This window comes from Falsiroseomonas stagni DSM 19981, from assembly GCF_900114315.1.
GTDB lineage: Bacteria > Pseudomonadota > Alphaproteobacteria > Acetobacterales > Acetobacteraceae > Falsiroseomonas > Falsiroseomonas stagni.
In genome coordinates this window covers 399,727-418,075 of the sequence record NZ_FOSQ01000002.1, presented here as the reverse complement: position 1 = coordinate 418,075, position 18,349 = coordinate 399,727, and the positions used below count along the sequence as shown (strand labels likewise).

15 protein-coding genes are annotated in these 18,349 nt (G+C 70.5%); 10 read left to right on the top strand and 5 right to left on the bottom strand.

Translation table 11 applies throughout. The features are described 5' to 3' along the window. Positions 1 to 975, bottom strand: coding sequence for a Bug family tripartite tricarboxylate transporter substrate binding protein (locus BM041_RS08775; RefSeq protein ID WP_092958452.1), 975 nt, complete (start codon positions 973 to 975; stop codon positions 1 to 3). Beyond that, positions 972 to 2,390 carry an amidase gene (locus tag BM041_RS08770; protein WP_175533825.1) on the bottom strand — a complete coding sequence of 473 codons (1,419 nt, stop codon included), beginning with the start codon at positions 2,388 to 2,390 and terminating at the stop codon, positions 972 to 974. Before BM041_RS08770 ends, BM041_RS08775 begins: the two co-directional genes overlap by 4 nt. A 102-nt stretch (positions 2,391 to 2,492) precedes the next feature. On the opposite strand from BM041_RS08770, the gene BM041_RS08765 reads away from it, so the two are divergent. From BM041_RS08765 to BM041_RS08720, 10 genes are all read left to right on the top strand, one after another. Beyond that, positions 2,493 to 3,443 (top strand): aminotransferase class IV, encoded by a 951-nt coding sequence (locus BM041_RS08765; RefSeq protein ID WP_175533824.1) that lies wholly within the window; start codon positions 2,493 to 2,495, stop codon positions 3,441 to 3,443. A gap of 6 nt (positions 3,444 to 3,449) precedes the next feature. Then, positions 3,450 to 4,475 (top strand): extracellular solute-binding protein, encoded by a 1,026-nt coding sequence (locus tag BM041_RS08760; RefSeq protein ID WP_092958449.1) that lies wholly within the window; start codon positions 3,450 to 3,452, stop codon positions 4,473 to 4,475. Between the two features lie 28 nt (positions 4,476 to 4,503). Next, positions 4,504 to 5,685 carry an ABC transporter permease gene (locus BM041_RS08755; protein ID WP_092958447.1) on the top strand — a complete coding sequence of 394 codons (1,182 nt, stop codon included), beginning with the start codon at positions 4,504 to 4,506 and terminating at the stop codon, positions 5,683 to 5,685. Further along, positions 5,685 to 6,485 (top strand): ABC transporter permease, encoded by an 801-nt coding sequence (locus tag BM041_RS08750; protein WP_092958445.1) that lies wholly within the window; start codon positions 5,685 to 5,687, stop codon positions 6,483 to 6,485. The genes BM041_RS08755 and BM041_RS08750 overlap by 1 nt, the downstream gene beginning before the upstream one ends. Next, complete coding sequence (locus tag BM041_RS08745) at positions 6,482 to 7,540, top strand: ABC transporter ATP-binding protein (RefSeq protein ID WP_092958443.1); 1,059 nt, start codon at positions 6,482 to 6,484, stop codon at positions 7,538 to 7,540. The genes BM041_RS08750 and BM041_RS08745 overlap by 4 nt, the downstream gene beginning before the upstream one ends. A gap of 97 nt (positions 7,541 to 7,637) precedes the next feature. Further along, positions 7,638 to 9,170, top strand: coding sequence for an ABC transporter substrate-binding protein (locus BM041_RS08740; RefSeq protein ID WP_092958441.1), 1,533 nt, complete (start codon positions 7,638 to 7,640; stop codon positions 9,168 to 9,170). After that, positions 9,170 to 10,120 (top strand): ABC transporter permease, encoded by a 951-nt coding sequence (locus BM041_RS08735; protein WP_092958439.1) that lies wholly within the window; start codon positions 9,170 to 9,172, stop codon positions 10,118 to 10,120. Before BM041_RS08740 ends, BM041_RS08735 begins: the two co-directional genes overlap by 1 nt. Then, complete coding sequence (locus BM041_RS08730; protein WP_092958437.1) at positions 10,117 to 11,940, top strand: dipeptide/oligopeptide/nickel ABC transporter permease/ATP-binding protein; 1,824 nt, start codon at positions 10,117 to 10,119, stop codon at positions 11,938 to 11,940. Before BM041_RS08735 ends, BM041_RS08730 begins: the two co-directional genes overlap by 4 nt. Then, positions 11,937 to 12,911 (top strand): oligopeptide/dipeptide ABC transporter ATP-binding protein, encoded by a 975-nt coding sequence (locus BM041_RS08725; RefSeq protein WP_092958435.1) that lies wholly within the window; start codon positions 11,937 to 11,939, stop codon positions 12,909 to 12,911. The genes BM041_RS08730 and BM041_RS08725 overlap by 4 nt, the downstream gene beginning before the upstream one ends. Before the next feature lie 17 nt (positions 12,912 to 12,928). Continuing rightward, positions 12,929 to 13,741, top strand: a complete 813-nt coding sequence (locus tag BM041_RS08720; protein WP_245761985.1) for a creatininase family protein — start codon at positions 12,929 to 12,931, stop codon at positions 13,739 to 13,741. Between the two features lie 81 nt (positions 13,742 to 13,822). Here the strand turns inward: BM041_RS08720 and BM041_RS08715 are convergent, their stop codons facing one another. From BM041_RS08715 to BM041_RS08705, 3 genes are read right to left on the bottom strand one after another with little or no spacing between them, the layout of a single operon-like run. After that, a complete protein-coding gene (locus tag BM041_RS08715; RefSeq protein ID WP_092958433.1) occupies positions 13,823 to 14,791 on the bottom strand; it encodes a 2-hydroxyacid dehydrogenase in 969 nt (322 codons plus the stop codon). 11 nt (positions 14,792 to 14,802) lie between these two features. After that, positions 14,803 to 16,518 carry a gamma-glutamyltransferase gene (gene ggt, locus BM041_RS08710; RefSeq protein WP_281244516.1) on the bottom strand — a complete coding sequence of 572 codons (1,716 nt, stop codon included), beginning with the start codon at positions 16,516 to 16,518 and terminating at the stop codon, positions 14,803 to 14,805. Between the two features lie 43 nt (positions 16,519 to 16,561). Beyond that, positions 16,562 to 18,067: an ATP-binding protein gene (locus BM041_RS08705; RefSeq protein ID WP_092958429.1), complete on the bottom strand. Its 1,506-nt coding sequence runs from the start codon at positions 18,065 to 18,067 to the stop codon at positions 16,562 to 16,564. Positions 18,068 to 18,349: the final 282 nt, after the last annotated feature.

Genomic DNA, 18,349 nt, shown 5'->3' with positions numbered 1-18,349 from the left:
TCAGCTCTCCCGCGCGCCGGCGGTTTCCACGATGGCCCGCCACTTCTCCATCTCCGCCGTCACCAGGGCGCGCAGGGCCTCGGGCGTGGAGGTCGCGGCATCGGCGCCGAGCGCGGTGGCGCGGGCGCGGAACTCCGGCCGCGCGGTGATGGCGCCGATGGCGGCGTTGAGGCGCGCGACGATGGGCTCCGGCGTCCGTGGCGGCGCGAAGATGGCGTTCCAGGTATAGGCGTCATAGGGCGCGATGCCGGCTTCCTGCATCGTCGGCAGGTCCGGCAGGGCGGCGATGCGGTTGGGCGTCGTGACCGCCAGCGCACGCACGGCATTGCCCTGGATGGCACCCATGGCGCTGGGCACCGCATCGAACATGAAGGTGAGCCGCCCGCCCTGCAAATCCTGGATGGCGGGCGCGGAGCCGCGATAGGGGATGTGCTGCGCCTGCACGCCGGCCACGCCCTCCAGCAGCACGGCGGAGAGATGGATGGGCGATCCGATGCCGGCGGAGCCGTAATTATGCCGGCCGGGTTCCGCCTTCAGCAGCGCCACCAATTCGCCGGCCGTGCGGACATTCACGCCGGGATGCACCATCAGGACATTGGCGATGGTGGCGAACAGCGCGACAGGCGCGAAATCCCGCCGCGGGTCATAGGCCGGGGTCTTCGCGATCAGGGGCTGGAGCGCGTGGCTGCCCAGCGTGCCGACGACCAGCGTGTAGCCATCCGGCGGCGCCTGCATCACCGCGGTGCTGCCGATGGCACCCGTCGCGCCGGCGCGGTTCTCCACCACCACGGGGGTGCGGAGATCGACCTCCAGCGCCTGCGCGAGAAGCCGGCCCATGATGTCGGTGGGGCCGCCGGGCGGGAAGGGGACGACCAGCCGGATCGGGCGGCTCGGCCAGGCATCCTGCGCCAGGGCGGGCGCGGCCAGCAGCGCGGGCGGCAGGGCGCCGAGCAGGGTGCGTCGGGTGACGGTCATGGCGTTTCTCCCAGGGGCGGCCGCGCCTTGTGCCAGGCGGTGCGCTGTTGAAAGGCCTCGGCGAGGGCGAGCACGCGGGCATCCTCCCCGTACCGGCCAATGATGTGCAGGCCGATCGGTAGCCCGTCGGGCGACAGGCCGCAGGGGATGGAGATGGCCGGCCAGCCCATGGCGTTCGCGAAGGCGGTGAAGGCGACGGGCATGCGCGGCCCGGCCTGGCGCCCGCCGACCGTGGCGGGCGGGCCGGAGTCGATCGGCCAGGGCGGCGCGGGGCAGGTGGGCGTCACCAGCACATCGTCATCGCCCATGGCGGCGCCGACCGCGGCCCGCCAGGCGGCCAGGCCATCCTGCGCGCGGGCGTAGTCGGTGGCGGAGATCGCCAGGCCGCGCTCGGCCGTGGCGCGGATCGGCGGCGTGACGGCATCGCGCCAGCCCTGATGCGCCTCCACCACCCGGGCGACGCCGACGGCGGAGAGCACGGCGGAGACGTCGCGAAGCTGGATGGCGTCGCCGGGCAGCGCGCCCTCGGTCACGGTGCAGCCGATCGTCGCGAGGACGGAGGCCGCATCGCGCACCAGCGCCGCCACGGCCGGGTCCACCCCTTCGCCGCCGGCCTCCATCACCAGCCGCGCCCGGGTGCCGGGGGCGAGCGGCGCTTCGTCGAGCGCCCCGAAGGCCAGGGAGGCGCGGTCCCGCGCATCGCCGCCCGCCAGCACCGCCATCGCCAGCCGGATGCCGGCGACATCCCGCGCCATGACGCCGATGGCCTGGTAGTCCAGCGACAAGGGCGGAAAGCCGTGCAGGCGGGGGATGCGCCCCGTGCTGGGCTTGAAGCCGCTGATCCCCGTGAAGGATGCCGGCAGCCGGATGGAGCCCCCTGCATCCGTGCCGATCGCCAGCGGCGCCATGCCCGTGGCCACCGCCGCCGCCGCCCCGCCGGAGGACCCCGACGGCACCAGCGCCGTGTTCCAGGGGTTGCGCGTGGTGCCGAAGACCGGGTTTCCGGTGTGCACGGCCAGGGCGAATTCGGGCGTGTTGGTCTTGCCGACCAGCACCGCCCCCGCCGCCCGCAGCCTGGCCACGCAAAGGTCATCCACCCGCGGCGCGAAATCCTTGAACAGACGCGACCCCCAGCTGGCGCCGAAGCCGGCGGCGTAGAGGTTGTCCTTCACCGTGAAGGGAACGCCATCTAGCGGGCCCAGGGCGCGCCCGGCCCGGCGCCTGGACAGGGAGGCCGCGGCCGCCGCGCGGGCGGCGGGGAGGTCCATGGCGATGACGGCGTTGAGCCTGGGATTGAGGGCGGAAAGCCTTGCCAGGCAGGCTTCCAGCAGGGCCTCGGGGTCCGTGCGGCCCTCCGCCAGCGCCGTAACGGCCTCGGCCAGGTCATCGACAGGCAGGCTGGCGGGTGGTTCCATACAAGCAGCATGCGACGTTGTGGCCACCGTGCAAAGCCGGGGCCCGCCGGTTTGACGCGGCGCGAAACCCCTCCCTATCCTGTCCGGACAAGAGGGCGACGGATGACCGAGGCGCTGCAGGTTCCCACGCATCTGACCGTGGAGAACGCCGATTTCAGCAAGGCGCTCGGCTTCATCGATGGCGCGGTGGTGCCGCTGGCGGAGGCGAAGATCTCCGTCCGCGACCTCGGCCTGATGTATGCCGACATGACCTATGACGTGGTCCATACCTGGAAGGGCGGCTTCTTCCGGCTGGAGGATCACCTCGACCGCTTCTTCGCCTCCATGCAGGGGCTGCGGCTGGATGCCGGGATGGATCGCGCGGCGATGCGGGCGGTGCTGATGGACCTCGTGCGGCGCAGCGGGCTGCCGGACACGCTGGTCTATTTCGCCTGCACGCGGGGCCTGGCGGTGCCGGGATCCCGCGACCCGACGCTGTCCCGGAACAATTTCTTCGCCACCGTCACGCCCCTGGTGCTGCGCGGGCAGCCCGAGGAGATGGCGCGCGGCAAGGATGCGATGCTGGTGCGCGACATCCGCCGCATTCCCGGCAGCGCCGTGAACCCGGTGTGGAAGAACAGCCACTGGGGCGACTTCATCCGCGCCACCTTCGCCGCCAAGGATGCGGGCTTCGACACGCCCATCCTGCTGGCGACCGACGGGCTGGTGGCGGAGGCCCCCGGCTTCAACATCGTGGCCGTCATCGATGGCGGGCTGGTCAGCCCCGATTCGGGCGTGCTGGAGGGCATCTCCTGCCGCACCATGTTCGAGATCGCGGCCGAGCTCGGCATTCCCGCCCGATACGGCGCCCTGACGCCGGAGGCGCTTCTGGGCGCGGAGGAAGCCTTCCTCACCGCCACATCCTGCGGGTTGTTCCCGGTCACGCGGATCGATGGCACCCCGATCGGGGCCGGTGTGCCCGGGCCGATCACGACGCGCTTGCTCAATACCTATTACCGCAAGAAGAATGCGGGTTGGCACATCACACCGGTCACGGCCACGGATGAGGATTAGCGCGCGATGAGGCGTTTGCTGGGAAAACTGGCCGGGCTCGTGCTCGGCGTCGCGGCGATGGCATCGCCGGCCGCGGCACGGGACCTGACCGTGGTGGCCGGCGGCGGCGCGCTGCAGGACCATATGCGGCGCACCCTGTTCTCCACCTTCGCCGGCGGGCCGGTGGTGGACACGGCCTATGACTACAATGTCGGCCCCATCCGTGCGATGGTGCAGGCCCGCAACGTGACCTGGGACGTGGTGCTGGTGGAAGCGCCGGACCTGATCCGCGGCTGCGAGGACGGCATCTTCGAACGCATCGACTACAACGTGGTCAACCGCGCCAAGTTCATGCCGGGTGGTGCGACCACCTGCGGCGCCGGCGCCATCGGCTGGGGCGTTGCCGTGTTCTACGATGAGGGCCGAAACCCCAACGGTCCCGCCAGCTTCCAGGAATTCTGGGACACGACGCGCTTCCCCGGCCGCCGCACGCTGCGCCGCGGCGCCCGCATCACGCTGGAAGCCGCGCTGATGGGCGATGGCGTGGCGCCGGCCGATGTCTACACCGTGCTGGCGACGCCGGCCGGCCAGGCCCGCGCCTTCGCGGCGCTCGACCGGCTGCGGCCGAACCTGGTCTTCTGGACCGGCGGGCAGCAGCCGATCGAATTGGTGAATTCCGGGGAGGTCGCCTATGCGCTGGGCTTCGTCGGCCGCACGGCCAACGGCATCCGCGCCGGTGCGCGCTACAATCTCCGCTGGTCCACGCTGCTCTATGCCTATGACAGCTGGGCGGTGGTGCGCGGCTCCGCCAACGCCGCGGCGGCCATGCGCCTGATCCAGCACATCACGGAACCCGGGCCGGTGACGGAACTGACGAAGCTCTGGCCGATCAACCCCGCGACAGCGTCGGTGGCCAACGACCCCGAGGTGCGCGCCCGCAACCCGCTGATGATGACCAACCACCAGGCCGGTGGGCTGGAGATCAACACCGAGTTCTGGCTGGAATACGGACCGGACCTGGAACAGCGCTTCGCCGCCTGGGTGAATCGCTGACCTGCCCTGACCTGACAGAAGCGCGGCGATGCGACGCACCAACTGGCTCGCCGCGCTTCTTATCGCGCCGCTGATGCTGCTGATCCTGGGCAGCTTCCTGCTGCCCGTGGGCTTCGCGCTGTTCACCGCGGTGGCGGACCGGGAGGTGGCGGAAACGCTGCCCCGCACGCGCGCCGCCCTGGTGGCCTGGGACGGCCAGGGCCTGCCGCCGGAGGCCGCCTTCGCCGCCATGGCACAGGAACTGGGCCAGGCGCTGGAGGATCGGCGCATCGGCGACATGGCGCAGCGCCTCAACTTCGAACGCACCGGCATGCGCGGCCTGCTGCTGCGCACGGCGCGCGCGGCCAACAGGCTTTCCGCGCCCTATGCCACATCGATGGTGACGCTGGATGCGCGATGGGGTGCGCCCGAGACCTGGCTGCTGGTCCAGCGCGCCGGCGGGCCGGTGACGCCGCTCTATCTGCTGCGCGCCATGGATCTGCAACGCGCCGCCGGCGGGGGGATCGAGGCGGTGGCCGCGGATGAAGCCCTGTACCGCATGTTGTTCTGGCGGACGCTCGGCATCAGCCTGGTCGTGACGGCGCTTTGCGTGATTCTCGCCTATCCCGTCGCCTACACCATCGCCAGGCTGCGCGCGCCCTGGTCCTCCATCGCGCTCACGCTGGTGCTGATCCCCTTCTGGTCGAGCGTCCTGGTGCGCAGCACCGCCTGGTTCGTGCTGCTGCAACGGGAAGGCCCGGTGAACCAGGCGATGATGGCGCTGGGCCTCACGGAGGTGCCGGTGCAGATCGTCGGCACGCGTATCGCCGTGGTGGTGGCGCTGGTGCATGTGCTGTTGCCCTTCGCGGTGCTGCCTATGCACAGCGTGATGAAGCGGCTGGACCAGACCTATCTGCGCGCTGCCGCCTCGCTCGGCGCCAATGGCTTCCAGCGCTTCTTCCGGGTGTGGCTGCCGATGAGCCTGCCGGGCGTGCTGGCGGGGGGGGCGATGGTCTTCCTGCTGGCAGTCGGCATGTACACGGCACCCGCTTTGGTCGGCGGGGACCGGGACCAGATGGTCGCCTGGTTCATCGCCTATTTCATGAACCGGGAGGTGAATTGGGGCATGGCGGCGGCGCTGTCCGCCTACCTGCTGGCGATGACCGGTGCCGCCATTGGCCTGGCACGGGTGCTGACCAGCGGCATCGCGACATCCGGCGGGCGCGCCTGATGAGGGAGGGGCCGATCGCGCGCCTGCTGCTGCGCCTGGCGACCGTGCTGGTGCTGGCCTTCCTGCTCGCGCCGATGGTGGCGGTGGTGCTGCTGTCCTTCTCCCCCACCGAATTGCTGGCGCTGCCGCCGCGTGGCTTCTCCCTGCGCTGGTATGGCGAGTTTCTCGAATCCAGCCGCTGGCTGCTGGCGATGAAGAACAGCTTCATCGTCGCGGGCGCCACGACGATGGTGGCGACGGTGCTGGGCACCATGGCGGCGCTCGGCCTGCAACTCGGCCGCTTCCGCGGCAAGGCGGTGCTGGTGACTATCCTGACCTTGCCGATGGTCACGCCCTATATCGTCACCGCGGCCGCGATGTTCTTCGCCTATTCGCTGGTGGGGCTGACGGGTTCGCTGGCGGGGCTGGTGCTGGCCCACACCGTCGTCGCCGTGCCCTTCGTCGTGGTGTCGGTGCTGGCGACGTTGCAGACCTTCGATACGACGCTGCTGCGCGCCGCGGCTTCGCTCGGCGCATCGCCGGCCACGGCCTTCCTGCGCGTCGTCGTCCCCAACATCTGGCCCGGCATCGCCGCCGGCGCCATCTTCGCCTTCGCCACCTCGCTCGATGAATTCGTCATCACGCTGTTCATGGCGGGGCCGGGCCAGTTCACGCTGCCCCGCCAGATGTATGCCAGCGTGCGCGAATTCCTGAGCCCCACCATCCTGGCCGCCGCGACCATGCTGTTCCTCTGCTCCCTCGGCTTCCTGCTGGTCAGCGAGGCCATCCGCCTGCGCGCCGAACGAAGGGGCCGTGCATGAGCGAGCCGATCGTCCGCTTCAGGGCCGTGTCCAAATCCTATGACGGCCGCGCGCAGGTCGTGGCGGGGCTCGACCTCGACATCGCGCGGGGCGAGTTCCTGACACTCCTCGGCCCGTCCGGCTCCGGCAAGACCACCACGCTGATGATGCTGGCGGGGTTCGAGGATCCGTCCGAGGGCAGCATCGAACTCGAAGGCCGGCGCATCGATACCGTGCCGCCGCACAAGCGTGGCATCGGCGTGGTGTTCCAGAACTACGCGCTGTTCCCGCACATGACGGTGGCGCAGAACCTGGCCTTCCCGCTGTCTGTCCGCGGCACCTCGCGCGCCGAGATCGCGGCGCGCACCGCGAAGGCGCTGGAGATGGTGCGCCTGTCCGGCTTCGGCGACCGTCGCCCGCAGCAACTCTCCGGCGGCCAGCAGCAGCGTGTCGCCCTCGCCCGCGCGCTGATCTTCTCCCCGACCCTCGTGCTGATGGACGAACCGCTCGGCGCGCTCGACAAGCAGTTGCGGGAGGAGTTGCAACTGGAGATCCGCCGCATCCACGCAACCCTCGGCGTGACCATCGTCTATGTCACGCATGACCAGTCGGAAGCGCTGACCATGTCGGACCGCATCGCGGTGTTCGAGGGCGGGCGCATCCAGCAGCTCGGCACCGCCGACGCCATCTACGAACGCCCCGCCAACGCCTTCGTCGCTGGCTTCATCGGAGAGAACAACCGGATGGAGGCGGTGGTCGCCGACTCCACGACGCTGCGGCTGGCGGATGGCACGATGCTACCGACGGCGCCGCATGGTTTTTCCACAGGCGAGCATGTACTTGCCTGCATCCGGCCGGAGAAAGTCCGCCTGGCGGAAGCGGGTCATCCCGCGACCGTGACGGAGGTCGTGTATCTCGGCGATCATTGCCGTCTCCGCCTCTCCTTCGCCGGGCTGCCGGACTTCTTCGCGAAGCGCGCGAGCGAGGATGGCATGGCGGTACCGAGGCAGGGGGAGGCTGTTTTTCTCGGCATCCCGGATACGGCAGTGATGGTGTTTCGTGCATCGTCACCCTGAGAGGTGATTTTTGCGTCGTCATTCAGCTTGACAGCGCGGCCCCCGTCCCGTGCCATCGTGGTGTCCGGACAAGTCCCCCGAAGCGCAGGATGCCGCCATGCCCACGCTGAACCGACGCACCCTTCTCGGCGCCGCCGCCGGCGCGGCCTCGCTTCCCGTGCTGTTCAACCCCGCCCGCGCGCAGCAGCGGCCCACCACGATCCGCTTCGGCCTCTCCGCCTGGCCGCCCAATCTCCAGCCCTGGGTCTCCACCGGTGCCTCCGCCGGCACGGTGAAGCTGCTGATCCACCGTCGCCTCATCGGCTTCGACGAGAAGGGGGAGATGCGCGGCGAACTCGCCCGTGAATGGGGGCTGGATGCGCAGGGCGCCTGGGTCTTCAGGCTGCGCCCCGAAGCCGTGTTCCATAACGGCGAACGGGTGACGTCGGAGGATGTGAAGTGGACCATCGAACAGATGGCCGCCGAACGCTCCACCGCCTATTACCGGCAGCAGATGCAGCAGGTGGAGCGCGTCGAGACGCCGGATGCGCATACCGTGCGCCTGGTGATGAAGGAACAGTCGGCCACGGTCCCGCTCTGGTTCACCAACTACAATATGGGGATCGTCTGGCGCGGATCGCGCGACATGAATGCGCCCATCGGCTGCGGGCCCTATCGCGTCACGTCGCAGGAACGCGGCACCTGGATCGAGGTGCAGGCCGCGCCGAACTACTGGGTGCCCGGCCTGCCGCGGACGCGCACCATCCGCTTCACCGTCTATGCGGATGAAAATCTCCGCCTCGCCGCGCTGCAATCCGGCGACATGGACATGATCGAATACGTGCCCTGGTCCGGCATGGCGGCGGTGGAGGCCAACCCGCGCCTCACCCTCGCGACGCAGATGGGCCCGTTCATGGACATCCTGTTCAACGGCACGCGCCCGCCCTTCGACAATCCGCTGGTGCGCCGCGCCGTCGCGCATGCGGTGAAGCGGGAGGATATCGTGCGCGTCGCCTTCTCCGGCCGCGGCAAGGTGCTGGAGGGGATGCCGATCTCCGAAGGCACGCCCTGGTTCGACCCCGAGCTCGCGCGCGGTCATGCCTATGATCCGGAACGGTCGAAGGCGCTGCTGGCGCAGGCGGGCCATCCCAATGGCTTCGCGACCACGCTGCTGGCGGCATCGCAATTCGCCATGCACAAGGACAGCGCGGAGATCAGTCAGCAATACCTGGCCGCCATCGGCATCCGCGCCGAATTGCAGCTGGTCGATTGGTCCACCCGTGTCAGCCGCGGCATCCGCGGGCAATACGACCTGGCGGTGCATGGCGTGTCCTCCGAGTTCAACGACCCGGACGGGCTGAGCGTCGTGATGGACACCTCGCTGTCCCCGGCCCATGGCCGTTCCTTCGGTGTGCGCGCCCCGCGCACCACGGAGTTGCTGGCCAAGGGCCGCCAGGAATTCGACCAGGCCAAGCGTGTCGAGATCTATCGCGACATGCAGCGCGCGGCGCTGGAGGAAGTGCCGCTGGTCGGCCTGGCCTGGCGCGAACAGGGCTACGGCTTCGACCGTCGCATCACGGGCTTCGCGAACCTGCCCGCGGCGCTGTCCACCGCTTCCGGCGCCCTGCTGGAATTCGCGGCCTTCGGCTGATGCCCTGGATCGTCAAGCGTATCGGCGTCTCGCTGCTGCTCATGTGGGTGGTGGCGACCGTCGTCTTCCTCGCGCTGCACATGGTGCCGGGCGATCCGGCGGAACTGCTGCTGTCCACCGGCGGCGCCATGCCCGACGCCTACGCCATCGCGGAGCTGCGGGAGAAGCTGGGCCTGAACCGGCCCCTGTGGGAGCAGTATCTGGGCTTCCTGGAGGGGCTGTCGCGCGGCGACCTCGGCAATTCGCTGGTGGATGACTATCCCGTGGCGGATGAGATCCTGTTGCGCCTGCCGCGAACGCTGGAACTCATCCTGGCCGGCACGATCATCTCCGTCATCATCGCACTGCCCGCTGGCACCTTCGCCGCGGTGCGGGCCGGCGGGGCCTTCGATCGCGTGGCGTCGTCGCTGGCGGCGCTGCTGCAGGCAGTGCCGGTCTTCGTGCTGGGCACCCTGCTGATCCTGCTGCTGGCGCAGACGCTGCGCTGGATGCCGGCGGGCGGCTATGTGCCGCTGGCGCAGGACCCGGTGCGGCACCTGGTGCTGCTGTCGCTGCCCGCCATCGCCATCGCCAAGGGCCTGACCGCGACGGTCTTCCGCATGACGCGCGCTTCCGTGCTGGATGCGCTGTCGCGCGACCATGTCCGCACCGCGCGCGCGAAGGGCCTCACGCCGCAGCGCGTGCTGCGCCGGCATGTCGTGCGCAATGCGCTGATCCCCGTCACCACCGTGCTCGGGTTGCAGATGGGCACGCTGCTCGGTGGCACGGTGCTGGTGGAATACGTCTTCAACTGGCCCGGCCTTTCCACGCCGCTGCTGCGCGCGGTGGAGGGGCGGGACTATCCGATGGTGGTCGGCATCGTGCTCACGGTCTCGGGCCTCTTCCTGCTGATCAACCTGGCGATGGATCTTCTCTACGCGGCGCTCGACCCGAGGATCAGCCGGTCATGAGGCGCCTTCTCCTCCCCGGCCTCGCGGTGCTGTTCATCTGCCTGGTCGCGGCCGCCGCGCCGCTGCTGCCGATGCCGGACCCGGTGCGGCAGGATGTCGCGAACCGGCTGGCGGTCTGGTTGCCCGGCAGCCCGCTGGGGCGGGACGAATTCGGGCGGGACGTGCTGTCGCGCCTCATCTGGGGGGCGCAATCCTCCCTGATGGTGGCCTTCATCTCCTCCGCCATTGCCGCCATCATCGGCACGATGCTGGGGCTGCTCGGCGGCTGGTTCCGCGGCGTGGCGGAGTTCCTGGCGATCCGCGGCGCGGATGTGGTGCTGTGCTTCCCGCCGGTGCTGCTCGCGCTGCTGGTCGTCACGCTGCTCGGCCCGGGGACGGCGACGCTGATCCTGGTGCTGTCGGTGCTGTATCTCCCGGGCTTCATCCGCGTGAGCTTCGCGGAGGTGCTGTCGGCGCGCAGCCAGGATTATGTGGAGGCGGTGCGCGCCTTGGGTGCGCCGACCACGCGCATCCTGCTGCGCACGGTGCTGCCGAACATCGCGGGGCCGGTGCTGGTGCAGTTCTCCCTCGCCGTCGCGGCGGCGGTGGTGCTGGAATCCGGGCTGAGTTTCCTCGGCCTCGGCGTGGTGCCGCCGACGCCGTCCTGGGGGCTGATGATCCGCGGCGCGCGCTCCACCATGGAACAGGCGCCGATGCTGCTGGTCTGGCCCTGCGTGGCGCTGACCTTCACCATCCTGGCGATGAACATCCTCTGCGATGCCGTGCGCGATGTGGCCGACAAGCGCGGCGGCGGTGGCGCCAAGCGGCTGCGCCTGGTGGATCGCCTGCTGCCCGGCCTGTTCCCGCCGCCGGCCGCGCCGGTGCCGCTGCTGGACGTGCAAGGGCTGACGGTGGAGATCGCCGTGCCGGGCGGCATCATCAAGCCCGTGCAGGACATGTCCTTCACCCTCATGGCCGGCCGCACGCTGGCGATCGTGGGCGAAAGCGGGTCGGGCAAGTCCATGGCCGCGACCTCCATCATGGGGCTGCTGCCGCCCGCCGCGCGCGTCGCCGATGGCGTCGCGCGGTTCGAGGGCGAGGACCTTCTCCGCATGCCGGAAGCCCAGCGGCGCAAGCTGCGGGGCGGCGCCATGGCGATGGTCTTCCAGGACCCGATGAGCAGCCTGAACCCGGTGCACCGCGTCGGCGACCAGGTGGCGGAAGCCATCCGCGCGCATCGCGACGTGCCGGCTGATGCCGCGCGGCGTGAGGCCGTGGAGTTGCTGAAGCGTGTCGGCATCGCCGATCCCGAGCGTCGCGCGCGCGCCTATCCGCATGAACTCTCCGGCGGCATGCGCCAGCGCGTGATGATCGCGATGGCCATCGCCAACAAGCCGCGGCTGCTGATCGCGGATGAACCGACCACCGCGCTCGATGTCACGGTCCAGGCCGCGATCCTCGAATTGCTGGCGGATCTGCGGCGGGAGGAGGGGATGGGCGTCGTTCTCATTACCCATTCCCTTGGCGTCGTCGCGGAAGTCGCGGAGGATGTGGTGGTGATGTACGCCGCGCAGGTGGTGGAACGCGGCCCCGTCGCGGAGGTCTTCGCCCGCCCGCTGCACCCCTATACCCGCGCGCTGCTCGCCGCCGTGCCGGATGGGGATGCGGAGCCCGAAGGCATTCCCGGTGTCGTGCCGCGCCCCGACCAGTGGCCCCCCGGCTGCCGCTTCGCCCCGCGCTGTGCCCATGCGACGGATGCCTGCAACCAGGCGCCGCCGGCGCTGGAAGCGGAAGGCGATCGCGCCGTGCGCTGCATCCGCTGGCGGGAGTTTGCGCCATGACCGCGCCCCTGGTGGTGGCCGATGCGGTGGAGATGAGCTTCGCGCCGCGCGGAATCATGGCCCGCGGCCGCCCGGTGCGCGCCGTGGCCGGCGTGGATGCCACCGTCGCGGCGGGTGAGGCGCTGGGCGTGGTCGGCGAAAGCGGCAGCGGCAAGTCCACGCTGGGCCGCCTGCTGCTGGGGCTGCTGGCCGCCACGGGCGGTTCCGTGCGTTTCGATGGCGAAGCCCTGCCCAAGCCCGGCAGCGCCGCCTGGCGCCGCCTGCGCGCGCGCATGGGCCTGGTCTTCCAGGACCCCTTCGGCAGTCTCGATGCAAGGCGCAGCGTCGGCGCGCAGGTCATGGATGGCCTCACCATACACGGCACGCTGTCCGGCCCGGAGCGGGAGGCGAAGGTGGCGGAGATGTTCCGCCGCGTCGGCCTCGACCCGACGCGCATGGGCGCCTACCCGCATGAATTCAGCGGCGGGCAGCGCCAGCGCCTCGGCATCGCCCGCGCGCTCGCGACCTCCCCCGATTTCCTGGTGGCGGATGAACCGGTCTCGGCACTCGATGTCTCCATCCAGGCGCAGGTGGTGCGGCTGCTGGCGGATCTGCGCGGCGACCTGGGCCTGGCGATGCTGTTCATCAGCCATGACCTGCCGGTGGTGCGGCACCTGTGTGACCGTGTGATCGTGATGTATCTCGGCCGCGTCATGGAGGAAGGGCCCGTCGCGCAGGTCTTTGCGCGGCCGCTGCATCCCTACACCGTGGCGCTGCTCTCCGCGACGCCGATGCTGGACCCCGCAAGGCGGGCGAAGCGAGTGATCCTGCCGGGCGAACCGCCGAGCCCGTCCAACCCGCCCTCGGGCTGCGTCTTCCGCACGCGTTGCCTGCATGCCCGCCCCGCCTGCGCGGAGGCGGTTCCACCGCTTCGCAGCCTCGACCAAAGCGGGCACCGTGTGGCCTGCATCCGGGCCGAAGAGATCGGCTGAACCAGGGGATTCGCCAGATGACGACAGTATCGCCGACCAAGGTGCGCATGGGGGAGATCACGGGCGGGGAGGCTCGCGCGCTCTATGCCCAGAACCCCGTGATCCTGCTGCCCATGGGCAGCCACGAGGACCAGGGTCCGCACGCGCCCATGGGCGACTATTTCCTGGCGGAGAAGATGGCGGAGCTGATCGCGCTGCGCGCGACGGCGGAGGGCACGCGCACCGTCGTGGCGCCGGTGCTGCCCTTCGGCAAGGGCGATTTCTTCGGCCCCATGCCGGGCGGCATCGCGCTGTCCGCCGCCACCTTCCGCGCCGTGCTCGACGAAGTCTTCGCGGAATTGCTGCGCCACAAGCTGACGAAGCTGGTCGTCATCAACGGCCATGGCGGCAACGTCACCGTCGTCAACGAAGCCACGCGCGCCGTGATGCACAAGACGGGCCTGGTGATCCCGGCGCTGTACCTGTGGCGCATCGCCTATGCGGAGATGCCGAAGCTGCTGGGGGCGGAGAAGGCGAAGGCTGTGTCGAGCCACGGCGCCGATCCGCTGACCAGCCTGTGCATGCATCTGTATCCCGAGCGCATCCGCGGCGACCTGGTGCCGGAACCCCGCAGCGGCAAGCCGGAAGCGCTGGGCCTGCCCTTCTCCGGCTGGGGCGCGCTGGACTTCAAGGGCGCGGAGGTCACCGTGCCCATCGAATATGATGCCGTCAGCCCGAACGGCCTCGGCACCGGCGATCCGCGGCTGTGCAGCGCGGAATCCGGCAAGCTGATCGCGGATCGGCTGACCGAGATCGGCGCCGGCTTCTGCCACCACTACGCGCAGCAGTAGCGCGGGACCCCCATCCCGACCAGCCGGGGGCGTCGCGGCAGTGCCGCGACCCCCCGCAAGCGCGGGGGAGGGAGCGGCGCTTCAGTCCACCACGCGATCCTGCTCCGGGATCGGCTCCCCCTTCTCCACCCGCATCATGTTGCCCAGCCAATGCTGGATGCTCCGCCGGCTGTTCTCATAGGCCGTGGAGGCGCAGTGCGGCGTGACGATCACGTTGTCCATGTGCAGCAGCGGGTGGTCGGCGGGCGGCGGTTCCTGGTCGAAGACGTCGACGGCGGCGCCGCGCAGCGTGCCGTCCTTCAGCGCCGCCACCAGGTCGGCTTCCACCACCACGCCGCCGCGCGCGACGTTGATCAGCAGCGCGCCGCGCTTGATCTTCGCGAAGGCGCGAGCGTCGATCATCTTCGCCGTCTCCGGCGTCAGCGGGCAGTTCAGCGACAGGATGTCCACCTCCGGCAGTAGCGCGTCCAGCGTGCGGTATTCGACGCCCAGCGCCTTCTCCTGCTCGGGCGGCAGTTGCGTGCGGCTGTAGTAGAGCACGCGGCAATCGAAGCCCTGCAGCCTCTTCGCCACGCCCTTGCCGATGGCGCCGAGGCCGATGATGCCGACGGTCTTGCCGGACACCATGATGGACTGTTTCCAGACCTCGTTCTTGGCCCAGCCGCCGGCCGCCGTGCTGTTGTGCGCGGGCACGATGCGCCGCGCGAGGGCCAGCATCAGGCCGATGGTGAAGTCCGCGACGGGCGCCGCATTGCTGCCCGTGGTGCGTGCCACCTTGATGCCGTGCGCGCGGCAATAGTCGAGGTCGATATTGTCGATCCCCACGCCCCACTTATGGACGAGCTTGAGCTTCGGCCCCGCCGCCAGAACCTCCGCCGGGACGGGCACGTCCCACCACAGCGCGTAGGTGGCGTCGGCGACTTCCGCCTTGAGGTCCTCCACGCTCCGCCCCTTCACGGCGGACGCCGAAAAACCCTCGGGCAGCAGGGACTGGATGATGTCGGCCATCTCGCCGGCGATGGGTTGGAGAAGCGCAATCTTTGTCGTCATCAGGTCTTTCCTTACAGAACGGGAGCATCGGCGGAAAAGCGGATGCCCGCGCGCGCGAGCCCGCCGCCAAGCGCCACCACCGAACCATCGGCGCGCCAGCAGGCGGCGCCGGTCATCGATCCATCGGGGTTGAACACGATGGCATTCATGCCGCCGCCGATGCTGCGCACGCGCTGCACCCGGTGCCCGCGCGCCACCAGCGCATCCGCGACTTCCCCCGGCACGGCCGGTTCCAGTTCCAGCGCCTGGCCCTGCGTCCAGATGCGCGGCGCCTCCACCGCCTGCTGCGGCGTCATGCCGTGGTCGATCAGGTTCAGCACGGCCTGGAAGGCGGAGGTGAAGATGCGCAAGCCACCCGGCAGGCCGAGCGCGAAGGCGGGTTTTCCGTCTTTCAGCGCGATGGTCGGGGCCATGGAGGTATAGACGCGCTTCCCCGCCTCGACGGAGAGCGCGAAGCCCGGCCGCGGGTCGAAATTGTGCATGTAGTTGTTGCAGATCAGCCCCGTGCCGGGGATGGCGATGCGGGCGCCGAACAGCGCGTTGATGGTCTGCGTGGTGGCGACGATGTTGCCCTGCGCATCGGCCACCGTGACATGCGTGGTGCAGTTCGATTCCATCAGGGACGGATGCGCGGACCACGCCTTCGCCACGCCCATGTCGATCTCCGCGCGGCGCAGCGCGGCGTATTCCTTCGATGTCAGATGCGCCACCGGCACCTTCACGAAATCCGGGTCCGCCGTCGCGGCGGATCGGTCCGCGAAGGCCATCTTCAGCGCCTCCGCAATCAGATGAAATCCCTCGACGGTGCCGAAGCCCAGGCCCGCGACGTCGAAGCCCTCCAGCACGTTCAGCATCTGCGCGACATGCACGCCGGCGGAGGCCGGGGGCGGCGGCGCGAAGACGTCGTAGCCGCGGTAGGCGCCACCGATGGGCGCGCGCTGGATCGGCCGGCTGGCGCGGAGGTCGTCCCGCGTGATGATGCCGCCCATGCGCGCGATGGCATCGGCCACGATGCCGCCGAGCGATCCGTCCCCATGCAGCGCCGCATCGCCTTCCCGCGCCACGCAGCGCAGCGTTTCCGCATAGGCGCCCTGCACCAGCTTCGACCCCACCGCGGGCTTGCCGCCGCCCGCCAGGAAGCGCGCGGCCAGATCAGCATCCTTCGCGAGGTCCGCCGCCGCATCGCCGATGGAATCCGAAAGATACGGCGTGACGCGGAAACCCTCGCTCGCCAGGCGGATGGCCGGCGCCATCACATCGGCCAGCGGCCAGGTGCCGTATTCCGCGAGCGTCACGCACCAGGCCCGCAGCGCCGCCGGCACGGCGACGGAGAGCGCGCCGATGGCGTTCTCGCGGCCCACCGTCTCCCGCTCCTCCGGCGCTGAACCCGGCGCGGGCGTGTACATCGTCGGTGTCGCCGCGGCGGGCGCGGTGCTCAGCCCGTCCACGATCTTGTGTCGCCCATCGGCCATGCGCAGGTGGCAGACGCCCCCGCCCGTCAGGCCGACCATCATCGGCTCCACCACCGTCAGGGCGAAGAGCGCGGCGATGGCGGCATCCACGGCATTGCCGCCGGCCAGCAGCACCTCGGCCCCGGCGGCGGAGGCCATGGGATGGTTGGTCGCCACCACGCCGCGCGTGCCGGTCGCGGGCGATTTCTCAAGCCCCAGGGTGAAGCTGTTGCGGCCCACCGATTGCGCCATCGCCGGCGGCTCCTTCCTCGTCATGCCGCGCAGTCTGGGCCGCGATGGCGAGGTGAGAAAGGGGGGCTTACGCCGCCGCGGCATCCTCCGCGGGCCCATCGGGGTCGCCCGGCGCGGTCTCCCAGCCGAGGCCGACCATCGCCACAACGCGCCGACCGCCACGTTCCGCGCGCAGCACGATCGCCTTGCGCTCCTCCATATAGGCCAGCAGGCGCCGCGCCCGGCCCAGCGAATGGCTGCCATAGGCCCGCGCGATGGTGGCGTCCGACGGGCAGGGCAGGCCATCCAGCGCCGCGCGTGCCAGCAGCAGATAGACCCCCTGCGAATCCTCCGGCAGCGAATCCGCGCGTGCCACAGCGCCCTGCCAGGCCTCGCCCTCCGCCACATCGGGGTCGATGCCGGCGCGGGCGGTGGAGAGCATGCGCCGGAAGGCCGGCAGGTCGGGCGGGCCCTCCACCTCATGGATGCGCAGCCGCACCAGGAAATCCTGGTAGAGCACGCTGGCCGGGCGGAAGGCCGAATCCCCATCGGCCAGCACCTGGCGGAGGATGGCGTCCATCCGGCGGCGCTTGTCCTCCTGCTGCTCGGGCGTCGGCGGGGGCGGGGGTTCCGCGGCCTCCGCCGCCGCGGGCGGGCGGTACTGGGACAACTGCACCAGGATGTCCGGCATGGGCGGCTTCGGCGCGCGGCGCACGGGGGCGGGGCGGGGGGCCTCGTCCTGCGGCGCCTTCAGGATCAGGTCGCGCGCCTCCGCCGCGCTCGCCACCGGCGGCGGCACCAGGGCGGGGCCGGCGGAGCGCGACGCCGTCTCCACGCCGCCGATGCGGATCGGCAGCGGGCGGCGGGAGACCGCGGGGCCAAGCGCCACGAAATTGCCCCGCTGCAGGTCGCGGAACATCTCCGCCTGGCGCCGCTCCATGCCCAGCAGATCCGCCGCGCGTGCCATGTCGATGTCGAGGAAGGTGCGCCCCATCATGAAGTTGGACGCCTCCGCCGCCACATTCTTGGCGAGCTTGGCGAGGCGCTGGGTGGCGATCACACCGGCCAGGCCGCGCTTGCGGCCGCGGCACATCAGGTTGGTCATGGCGGCCAGCGCTGCCCGCCGCGCCTCATCCGACACGTCGCCGGCCATGGCGGGGGCGAAGAGCTGCGCCTCGTCCACCACCACCATCAGGGGGGTCCAGGCGTCGCGGTCCACCTCGAACAGCCCGTTCAGGAAGGCCGCGGCGCAGCGCAGCTGGGCCTCGACCTCCACCCCCTCAAGATTAAGGACCACGGAGACGCGGTGGCGGCGGACGCGTTCAGCCACCCGGGCCAGGGCGGCTTCGGTGTGGTCCTCGGCCTCGATCACCAGATGGCCGTGCTTGTCGGCGAGGGTGACGAAATCGCCCTCCGGGTCCACCACCACCTGCTGAACCCAGGGGGCGGATTGCTCCAGCAGGCGCCGCAGCAGATGGGATTTGCCGGACCCCGAATTGCCCTGGACCAGCAGGCGGGTGGAGAGCAGTTCCTCCAGGTCGAGCGTCGCGGCTTCCCCATTCGGCGCGCGTCCCATCTCGATCCCGATCGTCATGCATTCATCCCGGCCGGTGTTGCGGACTCGCCCGCCGGGGGTCCGGGCGGGGCGGCGGAGGACTAACGCGGCGGGGCAGGGGGCGGAAGACGGGAATTCGGCGCGGCGGTGCGGTGCGCGATCCCGGCGCCGGTTCATGCACGGTTAAGTGCGGTGCGGGATAGTCCCGGACCGCGTATCAAAGCCCCCATGGCCGCCATGCCCCCCATCGCTTCGCCTGATCCCGCTGTCTGCGCGGCTTGACCATGCCGGGTGCAAGCTCCTTTCGATTCGAAACCTGTC